The organism is Parasphingorhabdus sp. (genome assembly GCF_059726685.1).
Genome location: NZ_AP041068.1, coordinates 201,084 through 216,206 on the forward strand (window position 1 = coordinate 201,084; position 15,123 = coordinate 216,206).

The 15,123-nt window shown below is 54.4% G+C and carries 18 protein-coding genes and 1 pseudogene; 12 read left to right on the forward strand and 7 right to left on the reverse strand.

The genetic code is table 11. The features are described 5' to 3' along the window. Window positions 1-6: 6 nt before the first annotated feature. Window positions 7-444 (reverse strand): RrF2 family transcriptional regulator, encoded by a 438-nt coding sequence (locus tag AC6I9Z_RS00990; RefSeq protein ID WP_461457833.1) that lies wholly within the window; start codon window positions 442-444, stop codon window positions 7-9. A gap of 82 nt (window positions 445-526) precedes the next feature. On the opposite strand from AC6I9Z_RS00990, the gene AC6I9Z_RS00995 reads away from it, so the two are divergent. From AC6I9Z_RS00995 to AC6I9Z_RS01005, 3 genes are read left to right on the forward strand one after another with little or no spacing between them, the layout of a single operon-like run. Next, complete coding sequence (locus AC6I9Z_RS00995; RefSeq protein ID WP_461457831.1) at window positions 527-946, forward strand: group III truncated hemoglobin; 420 nt, start codon at window positions 527-529, stop codon at window positions 944-946. A gap of 34 nt (window positions 947-980) precedes the next feature. Beyond that, entirely contained in the window at window positions 981-1,427 is a 447-nt protein-coding gene (locus AC6I9Z_RS01000) for a hypothetical protein (RefSeq protein WP_461457829.1), read from the forward strand. 5 nt (window positions 1,428-1,432) lie between these two features. Continuing rightward, complete coding sequence (locus tag AC6I9Z_RS01005; RefSeq protein WP_461457827.1) at window positions 1,433-1,729, forward strand: TehB family protein; 297 nt, start codon at window positions 1,433-1,435, stop codon at window positions 1,727-1,729. Here AC6I9Z_RS01005 and AC6I9Z_RS01010 read toward each other — a convergent pair whose 3' ends face one another. Further along, the gene (locus tag AC6I9Z_RS01010) at window positions 1,730-2,479 is read right to left on the reverse strand and encodes an ion transporter (protein WP_461457825.1); all 750 of its coding nucleotides are present in this window, start codon (window positions 2,477-2,479) and stop codon (window positions 1,730-1,732) included. Between the two features lie 178 nt (window positions 2,480-2,657). Here AC6I9Z_RS01010 and hppD point away from each other — a divergent pair, with 178 nt between their 5' ends. The 3 genes from hppD (at window position 2,658) to AC6I9Z_RS01025 (ending at window position 5,391) form a co-directional block, all read left to right on the forward strand. Further along, window positions 2,658-3,761 (forward strand): 4-hydroxyphenylpyruvate dioxygenase, encoded by a 1,104-nt coding sequence (hppD, locus tag AC6I9Z_RS01015; RefSeq protein ID WP_461457823.1) that lies wholly within the window; start codon window positions 2,658-2,660, stop codon window positions 3,759-3,761. Further along, window positions 3,758-4,309 carry a VOC family protein gene (locus tag AC6I9Z_RS01020; RefSeq protein WP_461457821.1) on the forward strand — a complete coding sequence of 184 codons (552 nt, stop codon included), beginning with the start codon at window positions 3,758-3,760 and terminating at the stop codon, window positions 4,307-4,309. The genes hppD and AC6I9Z_RS01020 overlap by 4 nt, the downstream gene beginning before the upstream one ends. A gap of 65 nt (window positions 4,310-4,374) precedes the next feature. Continuing rightward, window positions 4,375-5,391, forward strand: a complete 1,017-nt coding sequence (locus tag AC6I9Z_RS01025) for a fumarylacetoacetate hydrolase family protein (RefSeq protein ID WP_461457819.1) — start codon at window positions 4,375-4,377, stop codon at window positions 5,389-5,391. On the opposite strand, the gene AC6I9Z_RS01030 is transcribed toward AC6I9Z_RS01025, so the two are convergent. After that, window positions 5,386-5,844, reverse strand: a complete 459-nt coding sequence (locus AC6I9Z_RS01030; RefSeq protein WP_174209008.1) for an Lrp/AsnC family transcriptional regulator — start codon at window positions 5,842-5,844, stop codon at window positions 5,386-5,388. The two genes, AC6I9Z_RS01025 and AC6I9Z_RS01030, sit on opposite strands and share 6 nt — an antisense overlap. 180 nt (window positions 5,845-6,024) lie before the next feature. On the opposite strand from AC6I9Z_RS01030, the pseudogene AC6I9Z_RS01035 reads away from it, so the two are divergent. Continuing rightward, a pseudogene (locus AC6I9Z_RS01035) lies at window positions 6,025-6,957 on the forward strand (bile acid:sodium symporter family protein); the annotation flags it as partial. A gap of 65 nt (window positions 6,958-7,022) precedes the next feature. On the opposite strand, the gene dgcA reads toward AC6I9Z_RS01035, so the two are convergent. Continuing rightward, window positions 7,023-8,006 (reverse strand): N-acetyl-D-Glu racemase DgcA, encoded by a 984-nt coding sequence (gene dgcA, locus AC6I9Z_RS01040; RefSeq protein ID WP_461457817.1) that lies wholly within the window; start codon window positions 8,004-8,006, stop codon window positions 7,023-7,025. Between the two features lie 68 nt (window positions 8,007-8,074). After that, a complete protein-coding gene (locus tag AC6I9Z_RS01045; protein ID WP_461458237.1) occupies window positions 8,075-9,469 on the reverse strand; it encodes a putative O-glycosylation ligase, exosortase A system-associated in 1,395 nt (464 codons plus the stop codon). A gap of 269 nt (window positions 9,470-9,738) precedes the next feature. Here AC6I9Z_RS01045 and AC6I9Z_RS01050 point away from each other — a divergent pair, with 269 nt between their 5' ends. Both AC6I9Z_RS01050 and AC6I9Z_RS01055 read left to right on the forward strand, forming a co-directional pair. Then, window positions 9,739-10,971, forward strand: coding sequence for a TIGR04063 family PEP-CTERM/XrtA system glycosyltransferase (locus AC6I9Z_RS01050; protein ID WP_461457815.1), 1,233 nt, complete (start codon window positions 9,739-9,741; stop codon window positions 10,969-10,971). 1 nt (window position 10,972) lies between these two features. Further along, entirely contained in the window at window positions 10,973-12,010 is a 1,038-nt protein-coding gene (locus AC6I9Z_RS01055) for a hypothetical protein (RefSeq protein WP_461457813.1), read from the forward strand. A 21-nt stretch (window positions 12,011-12,031) separates the two neighbouring features. Here AC6I9Z_RS01055 and AC6I9Z_RS01060 read toward each other — a convergent pair whose 3' ends face one another. Together AC6I9Z_RS01060 and AC6I9Z_RS01065 are read right to left on the reverse strand one after the other, a co-directional pair. Continuing rightward, window positions 12,032-12,403: a hypothetical protein gene (locus AC6I9Z_RS01060; RefSeq protein WP_461457811.1), complete on the reverse strand. Its 372-nt coding sequence runs from the start codon at window positions 12,401-12,403 to the stop codon at window positions 12,032-12,034. Then, window positions 12,393-12,581, reverse strand: coding sequence for a hypothetical protein (locus AC6I9Z_RS01065; RefSeq protein WP_109354362.1), 189 nt, complete (start codon window positions 12,579-12,581; stop codon window positions 12,393-12,395). The genes AC6I9Z_RS01060 and AC6I9Z_RS01065 overlap by 11 nt, the downstream gene beginning before the upstream one ends. A gap of 153 nt (window positions 12,582-12,734) precedes the next feature. Between AC6I9Z_RS01065 and AC6I9Z_RS01070 the strand changes: the two genes are divergently transcribed. The 3 genes from AC6I9Z_RS01070 to AC6I9Z_RS01080 all read left to right on the forward strand — a co-directional run bounded on the left by AC6I9Z_RS01070 (window position 12,735) and on the right by AC6I9Z_RS01080 (window position 15,102). Then, window positions 12,735-13,418 (forward strand): S24 family peptidase, encoded by a 684-nt coding sequence (locus AC6I9Z_RS01070; protein ID WP_109354363.1) that lies wholly within the window; start codon window positions 12,735-12,737, stop codon window positions 13,416-13,418. Window positions 13,419-13,503: 85 nt separating this feature from the next. Then, window positions 13,504-14,481, forward strand: coding sequence for an MBL fold metallo-hydrolase (locus AC6I9Z_RS01075; protein ID WP_461457808.1), 978 nt, complete (start codon window positions 13,504-13,506; stop codon window positions 14,479-14,481). Window positions 14,482-14,664: 183 nt separating this feature from the next. Beyond that, window positions 14,665-15,102 carry an ion channel gene (locus AC6I9Z_RS01080; protein WP_461457807.1) on the forward strand — a complete coding sequence of 146 codons (438 nt, stop codon included), beginning with the start codon at window positions 14,665-14,667 and terminating at the stop codon, window positions 15,100-15,102. Window positions 15,103-15,123: the final 21 nt, after the last annotated feature.

Consider the following 15,123-nt stretch of genomic DNA (forward strand, 5'->3'; position numbering starts at 1 on the left):
TCAGGTTCAGGTCAAAGCGACCTCGAATATATCCGCAAATCTGTTCTTCTTGCCCATCGCGTCAGACAGGGTGAACTGATCAAGATGGCATAGAAAGGCCTCCACGGCATCGGTCAGCATATGGGAAAGGCCGCATACCGGCGTCACGATACAATTATTGGTCGAGCCGGGGCTGCATTCGACAAATTGACTGACCTCTTCAAGCGCGCGGACGACGGCGCCAATGTTAATCTCTGCGGGATCACGGGCCAGGGTCAATCCCCCGCCTCGCCCGCGCTGGCTGATGATGAAGCCTTCACTGGCCAGACGCTGCACGACTTTCATCAAATGGTTTTTTGAAATGCCGTAGGCGGAGGCAATATCGTCAATTGTCTGACTGCCTTCCTGTGATGCCAGGAACATCAATGTCCGCAGCGCGTAATCGGTCTGTGTCGTCAATCTCATTAAACATGCATATTATATATTGCTTTTAAATTCAAGGCCGGTATAAGAGGCATATTATATACCTCTTTAAACGAGTTTCACGATGCCACATGCGCACACCATTGCTGCCAGAGAAGAAAAAGCCGCCCATGCAGAAGCCCTTGGGATTACCGAAGAGCGGATTTCCGATCTGGTAGAAGGCTTCTATGAAAAGATCCGCAGCGATGCTTTGCTGGGGCCGATATTCAATGAGAAGATCACCAACTGGCCGCCTCATCTTGTGCGTATGAAAGACTTCTGGACGTCGATCGCGATTGAATCGGGCAGGTTTCATGGGAATCCAATGATAAAGCATCTGGCGATCCCGGATATCGAACGCTCCCATTTCAATCACTGGCTTGCTCTGTTTGACCAGACATTACCTGAGTTGATGCCAAACGCCGCTGCCTGCCAATTTCTGTCCGAACGTGCGGCTCGAATTGCTGAAAGCCTGATGACCGGCATTTCCATCCATCGCGATTGACTGCCCACCAAAAAGCAAAAGAAGGAGACGAATAATGTTACTCGATGAGAATAATATGGCCGTCCAAAGCGATGAATATTATCACGAAGCTGCGCCTCACAAGCTGGTTGCGCTTGCCACTCCCACTCAACCCGAAGCGCGCACCTTCGGTATTCCCGCAGTGATCTGGGGCAGTATGGCTGCAAGCTATGCCATGTTCTTTTTCGGTCTCATCCTGGGCACGGGCCATGACGGCCGCGCCTTGTTCATGATCGCCATCAGCATGCTCTATGCCATTATGTATTTTGGTACCGCATTTGTCCTGAACGGCTTGGCAGCATCGGACCGCACGAAACAAAAGAGCCAGTGGACCAATAGCAAGTTTGATACCTATACCGGCCGGATGAGCTTTGGTGCCGTCTATGGGCAGATGTTGGTTGTGCCGATAGTTTTCGCTCTATTTGGCCTTGGTATCGCAATCATCCGCTTTGCGGTCATGTGAACGATATGAGCGCACCCAAACCCTATAGTTCGACGCCAGTTTTTGATGAAACAAGCCTGCCCAAAGCCCTGCAAGCAGCCCATAGCACTAAAGCCGGTGCTTGGGGGGTGCTGGAGATTCTCAGTGGTAGCCTCAATTATGTCATTGAAGAAAGTCAGGACACCCGCCTGATGACGGTGGGAGATCGTCAATTGATCGAGCCGGAAATACTGCATCATGTGGCGTTGATCGGCCCAATGCAGATGCAGGTCCATTTTTATCGCGAAAAGCCGGATATCGGCTCCGGCATCAGCAAGGGGTGATCAATTCGTCTTGTCACTTCGCATCGCCGCGACTTCCTGACGCAGTCCGCGTATCTCCTCCAGGATGATGTCCCGCTGAGCACTTTGTTCTTCGTCCGCTTCCTCGTGCATTGCATTGACGATGATCGCGATGAACAGGTTGAGCACGACAAAGGATGTCACCAGAACAAAGGGCACGAAAAACGCCCAGGCCCATGGATAGACTTCCATGATCGGGCGGACGATGCCCATCGACCAACTTTCCAGCGTCATGATCTGGAACAGTGAATAAAGCGATGCGCCGACCGAACCGAACCATTGCGGAAAGGAGCCGCCGAAAAGTTTCGTCGCCATCACCGCCGCAACATAGAAAATCAGGCCCAGCAGCAGGATAACCGATCCCATGGACGGTATCGCGGAAAGCAGGCCCTGCACGACCTGACGCATTTTCGGCATGGCAGAGACCAGACGGAAAGCCCGCACAATGCGAAGCGCGCGAAGAATTGCGAAATTTCCGCCCAGTGGCAGCAGCGCAGCGGAAACAATGACGAAGTCAAAATTATTCCAGCCACTGCGGAAAAACTGCATGCGGTAAACCAGCAGCTTCAGAAGAATTTCGACTACAAAAATGGTGATGGCGATCTGGTCCAGAGCGATCAGAACCGGGCCGAACGATGCCATCATTCCGGCCGATGTTTCCAGTCCGATAACAATCGCATTGATCACAATCACCGCCATGATCGCATTTTGAAACAGGGATGATTCGATCAAGCTTTTGATCTTCTGGATCACTAGGCGTACCTTTTTTGACTTTGAATTCTGCCATTTGGCGATTTACCATCTTCGGATCAAGTCACGATTGACCGCTTTGTCGCTCTTGCCTTCTGTGGTCGGCTCCGCTATAGTTTCATTTGTAACTATATTGCTCTACTCTGTAAGGAATGCATCCATGGCTGATCTTTTCGAAAACCCGGCTGGCCTTGATGGCTTTGAATTTGTGGAATTTTGTGCACCAGAAAAAGGCGTGCTCGAACCTGTTTTCGAAGTCATGGGCTTTACCCGCATTGCGCAGCATCGTTCCAAGGATGTGCATTTGTGGCGCCAGGGACAGATCAACCTGATCATCAACTATGAACCGAAATCGGCGGCCTGGTATTTCGCACGCGAACATGGTCCGTCAGCCTGCGGTATGGCCTTCCGGGTCAAGGATGCACGAAAAGCTTACGCGCATCTGCTGGAAAAAGGCGCGGAACCCGTGGCAGTCGAAACCGGCCCGATGGAACTGCATATCCCGGCCATTCGCGGCATTGGCGGAGCGATTCTCTATCTGGTCGATCGCTATGCCGATGAAGAACGAGGCGATGCGCTGTCCATCTATGATATCGACTTTGAATATCTGCCCGGTGTTGACCGCAATCCGGTCGGCGCAGGGTTCGACATTATCGACCACCTGACCCATAATGTTTATGGCGGCCGGATGGCCTATTGGGCGGATTATTACGAGACCCTATTCAACTTCCGCGAGATTCGCTTCTTTGACATCAAGGGCGAATATACCGGCCTGACGTCCAAGGCGCTGACCGCTCCCGATGGCAAAATCCGCATCCCGCTCAATGAAGAAGGCGAAGGCGGCAAGGGCCAGATTGAGGAATTTCTGCGCGAGTTTAACGGCGAAGGCATTCAGCATATCGCCCTTATCTGTGACGATTTGGTCGCCTGTTGGGACCGGCTCAAAAAACTCGGCGTTCCGTTCATGACGGCTCCGCCCAATACCTATTACGAGATGCTCGATGAGCGCTTGCCCGGCCATGGTGAAGATGCCAGCGCGCTGCAAAGTCGCGGGATATTGCTCGATGGCACCACAGAAGGTGGCCAGCCGCGGCTTCTGCTGCAGATTTTCGCCGAGCCGCAAATAGGCCCGGTCTTCTTCGAGTTTATTCAGCGCAAAGGCGATGACGGCTTTGGCGAAGGCAATTTCAAGGCGCTGTTTGAAAGCATCGAGCGCGATCAGGTTGCGCGCGGCGTGCTTAATGTGGAAGAACCCGCAGAATGACCTCTGCACCCAATCTTTCCGGCATTCATCATGTCGCCTATCGCTGCAAGGATGCGAAGGAAACCACAGAGTTTTATCAGCGCGTGATGGGCATGGATTTTGATCTCGCCTTTGCCGAGAACGAGGTCCCGTCCACGGGCGAATATGATCCATACATGCATATTTTCCTGGATGCCGGGGGCGGGAATATCCTCGCCTTTTTCGAGCTGCCGGAGCAGCCGGAAATGGGCAAGGACCCGAACACGCCGACATGGGTGCAGCATATTGCGTTCAAGGTGGATACGCTGGAGGAACTGCTGGCTGCCAAGGCCAATGCCGAGGCTGAGGGGCTCGAAGTTCTGGGTCCCACCCATCACGGTATTTTCAAGTCCATCTATTTCTTTGACCCCAATGGTCACCGTTTGGAAATCGCCTGTGATATCGGAACCGACGACGAGATGAAGGAACTGCGCCGCGTTGCGCCCGAAATGCTCGAAGAATGGAGCCGCACCAAAAAGGCACCGCAACATGCCGCATGGCTGCATGAGAAAGCCCGCGACGAACATTAAACGCGCATGTTGATTGTTGCCGCGTTCCGGCGCACTATCCGTTTTCAACAAAAGATGGGAACTCTATGAAACTCGCGACGCTGAAAAATGACACACGCGACGGCCGGCTGGTCGTCGTCTCGAAAGATCTGACCCGTTGCTGCGAAGCGAATAATATAACCCCGACCCTGCAAGCTGCCCTCGACAATTGGGAAGACTGCGCACCGAAGCTGGAAGCTCTCTACCGCGATGTCGAGCATCAGGTTGTCCCATGCGAACGCTTCCATGAAAATGACGCCCATTCGCCGTTACCGCGGGCCTATCAATGGGCTGATGGCAGCGCCTATATCAACCATGTCGAATTGGTGCGCAAAGCGCGCGGCGCCGAAGTACCGGAGAGCTTTTACAGCGACCCGCTCATGTATCAAGGCGGCTCCGACGCGTTTCTTGGCCCCCGTGAGGATATCCCGCTGGGCGATCCGAAATGGGGCTGCGACATGGAAGGCGAGGTTGCGGTGATCACCGACGACGTCCCGATGGGCGTCAGCGCCGATGATGCGGTCGATCACATCAAGCTGGTCATGCTGTGCAATGATGTCTCTCTGCGCGGCCTGATACCCGGAGAGCTCGCCAAAGGCTTCGGTTTTTTCCAGTCCAAGCCGCCGAGCGCTTTCTCGCCGGTCTGCGTGACACCCGATGAACTGGGTGATGCATGGAGAGGATCGGTGATCCACCTGCCGCTACAGGTCGACTATAACCGCGAGCCCTTTGGCCGTGCCAATGCCGGCGTGGATGCGACCTTCAGTCTGGCGGACCTCGTCGCCCATGCGGCGAAAACACGGCCGCTATGTGCGGGGACGATTATCGGTTCGGGCACGGTGTCCAATCAGGATGCCGATGGTGGCGCCGGCAAGCCGGTGTCCGAAGGCGGTCTCGGCTATAGCTGCATCGCTGAAATCCGGATGATCGAAACCATTGCCGATGGCGAAGCGAAGACGCCATTCATGAGCGCTGGCGATACGGTTAAGGTGCAGATGCTGGACGAGGATGGCCATTCGATTTTCGGGGCGATCCGGCAGGAAGTGGTGGCGGTCAAATTATAAAGGCACCGCCGTCTCGTATTTAATCCGCTCCATGGCAAAGCTCGCGGACACATCGGACAGCGGCACCGCCTTGATCAGCTTTTTATATACCCGGTCATAGTCCGCCATATCGCGCACGAGCAGTTTCAGCAGATAATCCACCTCTCCGGCCATGCGGTAAAACTCGACCACCTCATCAATCGAAGATGCGGCAGCGGCAAATTTCTCCAGCCATTTGTCGCTATGATCATTGGTGCGCACAGCAACAAAGGCGGTCATGCCAAGGCCAACTGCCTCCGGTTCAACGATCGCCACCCGCCGTGCAATAATGCCGTCCGCTTCCAGCCGTTTGACCCGCCGCCAGCAGGCGTTGGTCGACAGGCTAAGCTGCGCCGCCAGATTTTCCAGCGACAAGCTCGCATCCTGCTGCAAAGCTTTCAGGATATTTCGATCGTTGTCATCAATATTTTTCATGATATCATCCATAAACAGAATATTATCACATGAATTCTTCATTCCAAGTAAATTGTGAAAAATGGAAATGGCCTGTCGGTTGATATTCTTTTTGACCTGATGACGATGGATTTGAATAGCTGGATATTTGAAACAAACTTGCGCTAAGCAGGTCATTGACGACTACAACTCGCGTCAACAAAGCCTGGAGATCAAATGGCTACTTTCTATATCGAGCACGAATATTGGTTCGCCGTATTTCAGCTGGTACTTGCGATGCTGGGCATGGGCGCGACGCTTACGCTTCGGGATTTTAAAGAGATATTGTTCGAACCAAAAGCCGTAACAAGCGGTTCATTGATACAGCTGCTGCTAGTGCCGGCCGTGGCCTTTATGTTTATTCACGCTTTTGGCATCGCAGGCGGAGTTGCATTCGGGATTGCCTTGATCGCCGCTATTCCGGGTGGCACGACCTCCAATATCTTTACGCACTTTGCCCAGGGTAATGTGGCATTATCGATCACCATCACGGCATTAACCACCATAGCCTGTCTGGTGACGACACCGCTGATCCTCGAATTTCTTATCGCTCAATATATGCCCGATGACTTTATTATGCCGCGCGGGCAAATCATGATGGAAATCACGTTAAACCTTTTGCTGCCGCTGGCGGCGGGCATGGTTTATTTGCGTCTGTTCCCGCGTTCTGCAGCGACATTCTCCAAATGGTGTGTGCGGGGCTCTCTATTGGGAATAATATTGATCGTCATTGGCTCCTCCATGTCCGGACGGCTGGATGTTGGCACGTTCGGCGTGAACAATATGCTGACGATCATATTGCTGATTTTGGTGTTGGCAGTGTCAAGCTGGCTTATTTGTCGAACGTTGCGCTTATCCTCCATCGATTCCACGGCGATTGATATGGAAGTGGTTGTCCGCAACATTAATCTGGGGATCATGCTCAAGGCATCGCTGTTCCCGGCGATAGTGGGCGAACCTGATCCGGTTGGCGATATGGTGCTGTTCTCGTTACTATTTTATGGGGTTGTACAAATGATGATCGCAGTGGGGTTAATCAGTTGGGGGCGGCATAAAAACCGGGTCGCGATCTTTGGTCGTGATGCGGCGATATAACGGTCCCGACCATGATGCGCTTCCTCGCTCCATCGGCCAACATCCGGTCGCCTCTTTAGCCCGGTTCAGGGCCCCAACATCACCTCTCCGCCCGCAAAATGCATGGCGTCGGCTCGGTCCTGCGCAAGCAGCAGCGGTCCGTCGAGATCCACCCAGTCAGCCCGCTGCGCCAGCGCAAAGGCCGGACGAATGGCGAGCGAGGTTGAGAGCATGCAGCCGACCATTAGTTTCAGCCCCGCCTGCTCTGCGGCATCGGCGATGCGTATCGCCTCGGTCAAGCCGCCGGCCTTGTCGAGCTTGATATTTACGCCTTGATAGTAGGGCGCAAGCGCTGGAATGTCGGCGCTGGTGTGGCAGCTTTCATCGGCGCAGAGCGGTATCGGCGAGCGAAGACCGGCGAGCAGGTCGTCGCGTCCGGCACTGACCGGCTGTTCGATCAACTCGACGCCCCATTGGGCCAAGGCTGCGGCCTCCGCGCCGATATCAAGATCGTTCCAGCTTTCATTAGCATCCACAATCAGGCGGGCATCTGGCGCACCGCGATGAACGGCGGCAACACGGGCGTGGTCGTCGCTGCCAGATAGCTTGAGCTTGAGCAGGTTATGGGTATCGGCGGCCGCGCGGGCATCGACCTCCATCTGTGCCGGATCACCCAGCGAGATGGTGAAGGCGGTGGTCAACGGCCCGGGTTCCGGCAGAGAGGCATGAAGCCACAGCGGCTGGTCAAGTTCCCGACATTCCAGATCCCAAAGCGCACAGTCCAGCGCATTACGGGCCGCACCTCTTGGCATGTGTTCAAGCAGGGTGAGCCGGTCAAACTGGGGATAGGCGCTGGCGAAGTCTTCTATGGCAGCGACGCAGTTTTCTGCGGTTTCGCCCTCATAATAGATCGGGGTAGCCTCGCCGACACCCTGATGCGTCCCGTCGCTGACCGTACAGATGACGACATCAACATGGGTCTTGGCCCCGCGGCTTATGACGAAAGACCCGTTGACCGGCCAGCGCTCGGCACTGGCGGACACAGAAAGGGGAGCGGCGGGCAATGTCATATGATGATCGTAGCGGACGGGGCGCGCCTGTCATCTGCTTTGTGGTGGTGGATATGATCGGCCAGAGATCAGGAGGCAGCTTGCGACCAGTTGCCGGCCGGAACACGCTTCGCAATCGGGTTCCATTTCGCTTCCTGCGAGCGGCGAGTAAGGTAAGTATCGAGACCGATTTGCAGGGCAACCAGCATATAGACGAACGGCTGGAACGCGACGCCTACGAAAAGCGAGCCGACCATGTAGATGATATGCGCATTTTCCAGCGCGATGGCGAGCGGGGCGACCCACATCTCGCTTTCCTTGGTCGTCTTGCGATAGCGCCTTCGTAGCACCTCCATGCGCCAGATTCCGCCTATGTGAATGAACAGCCACAGGGCCAGACCGGGATAGCCCTGTTCACCGAGCATTTCGAAATAGCTGCTGTGGAAGGCGCGGGCTTCATCGACCACTTCAATCGGGCCCTGATCCTCCAGCTCGTAGTCATACTCCTGTTCCGGCTCGTCGGCTTTTTTGTCGGGCGCCAGTTCATAACGCAGCTTGTTAAGCCGGTAGACGTTGAACCCGCCGCCCATCGGATTGGCATTGGCATATTCAATTGTCCACTCCCACACAGCGATGCGGGTCGAGGCGGACTCATCGGCCTTATAATTCTGGATCGTACCCATGCGCTCGGAAAAACTTTGCGGCAGGAAAGGGATCGCCATCAAACCGACGGTCACCGCCAGCCCGGCGTAGAGGAACCGGTATTTGACGAAGCGCAGCTGCAACACCGCCAGCACGGCAATACACACCAGCCCGGTGCGCGCCTGTGTGCCCACGGGGATCAGCAGCGCCGCAAAGACCAGCGCCATAGTGAAATATTTGACCCGCCAGTCAGGAGGAAAGATCGTGCCATGTCTGGAAAGCCAGAGCATCAGCGGAATGATGGCAATCGCCACCATCGAGATGATCGAGCCTTCGTAAAGCCCGGCATTGTCGTCAATCAGCAGCACCAGTGCACCATAACCGCCGCCCGAACCCAGTGTCTTGATACCGCCGGTGATGATGAGTGTCGCGGCACAGAGCACCATGAACAGGGTCAGCGCCTCGATACGCAGCTTGGTTCTGAGCGTAAGCGGCAGGAAAATGGCAAAAACCAGGGCCTTCCAGACCCAGTCCCATTTTTCCATCGCATCTTCCGGCAAAGCGCCCTGAAAACTGGTATAACCGCAATAGATAAGCAGAATGACCATCGCGCCCTGCCGCACCGAAAAGCGGACGTCTTTCTTGTCATCAGCCACCATGAACCCGAGAAACGCCATGCCGAACACGATCAGCGAAAGCGGCACGGAATTGAGCAGAAAATAGCTCAGCCGCTGGGGTGCGACAATGTCGATATAGGCATAGACCAAAGTGAAGATGAACGGCCGCTTGAACGCCAGAAAGAGCAGGGCGAGCAGATAGGCGACAAAGACCAGATCACGCATCGGATGGGCTTTGCGACTGGTTTCTGGCGGCGTGAAAGCCCTCGGGCTCTGCGTCGGGTTCAGGCGGGTCCTCATGGTCGAGGTCCGGGCGGTGAATCAGCCGCCATACTGCAATCAACAGCAACCCGTGCGTCAGAGCGATGGAAAAATTATCGATCATATGGAGTTTGGCGGCCTCAACTAACGCATCAGATTCATATCTACATCTGCACGCGATACAGGCTTTGGGTTGACGGGACGTTAATCCTTTTCAGGCAAGGACTTGTGCGATGACACGCATCTTGCACATATTGGACCATAGCCTGCCCCTGCACAGCGGATATTGCTTTCGCACCCGGGCGATCATGAAGGCCCAGATTGCGAGCGGCCTGCAAGTCGCCGGCGTGACCGGCGTGCGCCAGGACCAGCACGGGTTTGAGGCGAAAACACCTCTAGAACAAGCCGACGGGCTGGATTTCTTTCGCACTCTGACGGATGTGCAAGGTCCATCTCCGGTGCGTGAGTGGCGCGAGATATCGGTCTTTTCCGACCGGATTTCTCAGGTGGTTCAGGAGTGGCGGCCGGATGTCCTGCATGCCCACAGCCCAGCGCTAAATGGATTGGCCGCTTTGCGGGTGGCCCAAAAGACGGGGCTACCGTTGCTCTATGAGATCAGAGCATTCTGGGAAGATGCCGCGGTCGGTAACGGGACGGGCCGTGAGGCTAGTCCGCGCTATTGGCTGACGCGGCAGCTTGAAAACCATGTCGTAAATGGTGCCGATGCCGTGGCGGTGATTTGTGAGGGACTGAAATCAGATCTGGTCGCGCGCGGTGTTGCCAATGAGAAAATAACCGTTTCGCCTAATGGCGTGGATATGGCCCTGTTCGGCAAACCGCGCACTCCGGACGAAGAATTGCGCAGCAAATTGGGGCTGAAGGGCAAATCCGTGCTGGGCTTTATTGGCAGCTTTTATGATTATGAGGGGCTGGATGACCTTGTTGCCGCCATGCCGTCACTCAAAAAACTGTCTCCAGATGCACACTTGTTGCTGGTCGGTGGTGGTCCCATGGAACAAGCGCTCAAAGAGCAGGTAGACGCTTCATCCGCAAGCGGAGCAATTACCTTTACCGGTCGGGTGCCGCATGAAGAGGTGGAGCGTTATTACGGCCTGATGGATGTTATGGTCTATCCGCGCAAATCGATGCGGCTGACCGAACTGGTAACACCGCTCAAACCCTTGGAAGCAATGGCGCAGGGACGGATGGTTGCAGCATCGGACATTGGCGGCCATCGCGAGTTGATTGAGGATGGCGTCACCGGGACCCTGTTTCCGGCCGGTTCACCGGAAAAAATCGCCCAAAAACTGGACAAATTGCTGAAAAATCGTGCCCTCTGGCCACAAACCATTGAGACAGCACGAAAATTTGTTGAGGCAGATCGTAACTGGTCGTCAAACATTTTGCGTTACAAACCTGTTTACCAAAGGTTGATCGCGCATAAATCCTATGAGCGGGCGGCCTGAGATGGCGGAGAACAGCGTGGAAGACACGGATCAGAAACTGGCACGGTTCAAAGAGCCGGTAATGGCGATTGCAGCAGGCGTTGGTGCCGCGCTGGTCGTTGTCACGCTGCCGCACGTCTATCTGGAAAGCGCTATCGGTGCGACCGGACTTTCCGAAATCCTTCCGGCAGCAGCACCGCCGCTGGGCAATACCGCACGCGGGCTGATCGCCGTCATGGCAGGTCTGGTCTCCGCATCAGCCATATATTTCTTTCTAAATCGCAAAGGGAGCTCTGACATGGGCGTTGCACTTCGAGAACAAATTAATGCCGCCAGTCCGATTGAACTGGACCTGGAAGAAGAGGCGAGTGCCAAGAAGGGCCGGTTCAGCCTGCCGAAATTCGACGCAAAATCGCTGACCAAGTTTCTGAAAAAGCCGAAGAAGAACAAGGCCAGAGTGATGGACCTTGCCGATTTGCCGCAATTGCGGAAAGTCGATAGCGAGGCCGATGCGCCAGAACGCCCTCCGATATTTGCCGAAGCCGAGGCACCATCGCCCCTGCCAGAAGCGATCCAGCCTTTTGAAGAAGCAGAACCAGCAGAGCCGGTACTGGCTGACATTCCATTCAACCCGACCGAAACCGTGGCCGAAACCCCGCAAGCAGTTACAGAAGAAACTGCGGTGGAGCAGCCCGTGGCGGCCCCAGCAGAAGCTGCGCAGCCTCCGGCAGAAGATTTGTCGGATTTGAATATTGCCGAGTTGACTGATCGCCTTGAGGCCGGGCTACGCCGTCTCAAGCAGTTGGAGGCCGGAACTTTTGCGGCGACCCCCGCTCCAGCTGAAACCGTCATGACGTCATCTCAAATGACGTCAACACAACCGACAGTTGAAACGCAGCCGGCTGCCGGCCCGATCAGTGAAGCGCCCGTAATGGCATCACCACCGCTCTCAGAGGTAGAGAAATCACCGCAAGACATGGCGGCCGTTCGTCAAGCGGATATGGACGCTGCGTTGAAAGCGGCTTTGGGTACGCTGGAGAAGATGACTGCGCAGCGCTGAGCCGTCTTAAGCTGTCTGGCGCTAGACCGACCGGTCATAGCTTGCGACATGGTCTTTGATCGTCAGTATTTCGAGTGCAAGATGATCCGGGGGCGGCATATAGGGAATATTCGCCACCAAATCGGCGACAAAATGGCCGGGTAAGTGAAAGTTATATTCCTGGAGCTGGGTGGCAAATGAGGAGAGAAATTCGATATCATTGGAAACAGAGCCGGTGATACTGATATTGTGCCGTGTTCCGGAAAAGGTAATGCTGGCCCACGGGCGTTCTCGTATGATCTTCACCCTGTAGTCGGAACCGATCCGGGATTGAATCTGGTCAACCAGCAGCGCCCCGATATCGCTACGTTGTTTGATAAGCAATTTCCTCGATCCATTTGACTCATGCAGCATGGTCATTTCTCCAATTGTTCATGAAATGTTCCGCACGCCGCGAAATTTTTTCGCCGGGTTGACGACCATTGCGCAAGTCCTCCACAAAGCGGGGATCACGGACTGACAGCCGGCCGAATTTGGTCCAAGGCATGTCGGTTTCCCGCATGAATTTTTCGATTTCGCGTAACAAATGCATTGCTTCTCTCCGGTTGGAACTGGCTGTCCCATCCTGCTCATCAGCGCCGCCGACTCGATCAAGGATAGGTAAAATCCTATTTGAAATGTAATTTCCTACATGTCTAGGATATTTCCTATTGCCATTTTCGGCCAAAACGGATAAGTCCCGGTGATGGCTCAAGCAAAACCCATATCCAGTGGCGATCCACGTGCTAATCTGGAGCAGTTGATCCGGCAAAATGGCGATGATTTTTCGTCGTTGTCACGGATGCTGGGTAAGAACCCGGCCTACATCCAGCAATATATAAAGCGCGGTACGCCGCGCAAACTGGACGAGGATGATCGCCGGAAACTGGCGGAGTTTTATGCCGTCGACGAGCAATATCTGGGCGCAACCGCTGCTGCTTCCAAAAACAACTTCAGTCCGCTGAAAAATGACACGGCTAATATGGTGCGAATCCGACAACTCCAACTGGGCGCATCTGCCGGTCCCGGATCGCTGGCGGATGATGAAGCGCCGCAAGATAGCATGGCCTTTGGTGCAAAATGGCTTAAACAGCTCGGCAGCGCCCCGGACAAATTATCGCTTATCTCGGTGGACGGCGATTCCATGGACCCGACTTTGTGCGACGGCGACGATATCATGGTCGATCACAGCGCCGCTGAACGACCGTTACGAGACGGAATCTATGTCCTGCGCATGGATGACGTATTGCTGGTAAAGCGGCTTGCCCTGCGCCCCTCCGGAAAATTGTCGATCCGTAGCGACAATGATCGCTATCCTGACTGGGATGATGTGGAACCACAAGAGGTGAATATCATCGGCCGGGTTGTTTGGACCGGGCGGCGGTTGTGAGGGCTGGCCAAAGGCGGGGTGATCCTGAAAGCAGACATTGACGTCGCGATCGGAATAAGTGATCCAAAGCTCCAAGGAGACTGCGATGGCAAAGAAAATCGGAATCGCGTTAGTTATTGTCGTATTGCTGCTTGTTGTCGGCATCTGGCAACGCCACCGAATTCTGGTTCCACTCGCTACATCGGGTGAGCGGATATTGCCATCTGAAGAAGCCAGTCTTCCGGCCAATGGCAAACCCGTTGGACAGGATGCCTATTTTTATGTCGTGCAACTGGATGAACGCACTTTTGCTGTTGCCGAACCCTATTCCTGGCCAAAGAACGTCAACTATCTCATCGCCGGAACGAACCGTGCGTTGTTGCTGGATGCAGGCGTGGGTTTTTATGACATCCGGCCGATAGTGGAGCAACTCACTGACTTGCCGGTAACCTTCATTCCTTCACATCTGCACTATGACCATACCGGACAAGGCAGTTACGAACGCATCGCGCTTGTCGACCTCCCCCATTTGCGGGAACGTGCAACAGGAGACATGTTCAAACCCAGCTGGGGCGAACATTTGGGCGTTGCGGAAGGGCTGGAACCAACCGCTTGGAAAATTGACGAATGGGTCCAACCGGGATCGGAAATCGATCTTGGAGACCGCAAGCTGACCCTGATATATACACCTGGCCATACCGACAATTCGATATCCCTGTTGGATAACGCAAATAACATGATGTTTACCGGTGATTTTATGTCAGCCGGTAATATTTCCGCTTATTATCCCGGCGCCAGCATGGGAGATTATCTGCAATCCGCGCGGAAAATCATCCGGGCCACAGCCGACAATCCCGATATCGCCTTGCGCGGTGCCCATGCGGGAGACGATGGCCAGTTACCCATAAAGTCTCGTGCAGATATCGAAATCCTCCGCGATCAACTGGTCAGGATCAAAAATGGAGAACTGGACAGTACAGGCTTCTATCCCCGGGTTTACGCCATCAAGGAAGATGTCGTCATGCAGGCCGAACCGCGCTGGCTGCAGAACTGGTCAGCAACTTATCCAAATGATGAAGAGTAAGGGGTGATCGGGCCACGGGTAGTGGGTCCTTTCACTAGTCCGCTTCATCCCGAAAGCGGACATTAGATGCCTATAGTATCCACATCATGATCAGTAGCCACGTGCTTTCCAAAGATACTCAGTTCAAATCGCCGCGTTTTCAGCGCGCTTGACAAAAACTCCATATGAATCAATGCCGTTATCATGAAAGAGCTCTTTGTTCCTCTTGTCGTCTCGGCGCTGTTGATCGCGATGTGTCTTTATCTGCACTTTAAGGTTTTACGCAAAGCGTCACGAGAAATTCCGCAATTGCAGGACAATATACGCTACCCCATTTTAATCGTCATGACGGTGATCTTCGTAACCCACTTGGTCGAGATCGTCTTGTTCGCGATTGCCTTTTGGATAATGGCCGTAACCGGACTGGGAAGCCTGAACGGTGCACATAATTCTACAGCGGCAGACTATCTTTATTTTTCGATAGCATCATATACGACGCTCGGCATCGGAGATATCACGCCGGAAGGTGCGATGCGGCTTGTCGCGGGAATTGAGGCCTTGACCGGTCTACTCCTGATCGCCTGGAGCGCGTCATTTACCTACCTCACGATGGAACGCATATGGTCTCCTCAGGAAGAGTAAACGGTCACCAGATACGATCCG

Excerpts from the sequence above, each read along its gene's own strand:
- AC6I9Z_RS00990 (WP_461457833.1), bottom strand. The coding sequence starts at position 444 with ATGAGATTGACGACACAGACCGATTACGCGCTGCGGACATTGATGTTC.
- AC6I9Z_RS00995 (WP_461457831.1), top strand. The coding sequence starts at position 527 with ATGCCACATGCGCACACCATTGCTGCCAGAGAAGAAAAAGCCGCCCAT.
- AC6I9Z_RS01000 (WP_461457829.1), top strand. The coding sequence starts at position 981 with ATGTTACTCGATGAGAATAATATGGCCGTCCAAAGCGATGAATATTAT.
- AC6I9Z_RS01005 (WP_461457827.1), top strand. The coding sequence starts at position 1,433 with ATGAGCGCACCCAAACCCTATAGTTCGACGCCAGTTTTTGATGAAACA.
- hppD (WP_461457823.1), top strand. The coding sequence starts at position 2,658 with ATGGCTGATCTTTTCGAAAACCCGGCTGGCCTTGATGGCTTTGAATTT.
- AC6I9Z_RS01020 (WP_461457821.1), top strand. The coding sequence starts at position 3,758 with ATGACCTCTGCACCCAATCTTTCCGGCATTCATCATGTCGCCTATCGC.
- AC6I9Z_RS01025 (WP_461457819.1), top strand. The coding sequence starts at position 4,375 with ATGAAACTCGCGACGCTGAAAAATGACACACGCGACGGCCGGCTGGTC.
- AC6I9Z_RS01030 (WP_174209008.1), bottom strand. The coding sequence starts at position 5,844 with ATGAAAAATATTGATGACAACGATCGAAATATCCTGAAAGCTTTGCAG.
- dgcA (WP_461457817.1), bottom strand. The coding sequence starts at position 8,006 with ATGACATTGCCCGCCGCTCCCCTTTCTGTGTCCGCCAGTGCCGAGCGC.
- AC6I9Z_RS01045 (WP_461458237.1), bottom strand. The coding sequence starts at position 9,469 with ATGCGTGATCTGGTCTTTGTCGCCTATCTGCTCGCCCTGCTCTTTCTG.
- AC6I9Z_RS01050 (WP_461457815.1), top strand. The coding sequence starts at position 9,739 with ATGACACGCATCTTGCACATATTGGACCATAGCCTGCCCCTGCACAGC.
- AC6I9Z_RS01055 (WP_461457813.1), top strand. The coding sequence starts at position 10,973 with ATGGCGGAGAACAGCGTGGAAGACACGGATCAGAAACTGGCACGGTTC.
- AC6I9Z_RS01060 (WP_461457811.1), bottom strand. The coding sequence starts at position 12,403 with ATGCTGCATGAGTCAAATGGATCGAGGAAATTGCTTATCAAACAACGT.
- AC6I9Z_RS01065 (WP_109354362.1), bottom strand. The coding sequence starts at position 12,581 with ATGCATTTGTTACGCGAAATCGAAAAATTCATGCGGGAAACCGACATG.
- AC6I9Z_RS01070 (WP_109354363.1), top strand. The coding sequence starts at position 12,735 with ATGGCTCAAGCAAAACCCATATCCAGTGGCGATCCACGTGCTAATCTG.
- AC6I9Z_RS01075 (WP_461457808.1), top strand. The coding sequence starts at position 13,504 with ATGGCAAAGAAAATCGGAATCGCGTTAGTTATTGTCGTATTGCTGCTT.
- AC6I9Z_RS01080 (WP_461457807.1), top strand. The coding sequence starts at position 14,665 with ATGAAAGAGCTCTTTGTTCCTCTTGTCGTCTCGGCGCTGTTGATCGCG.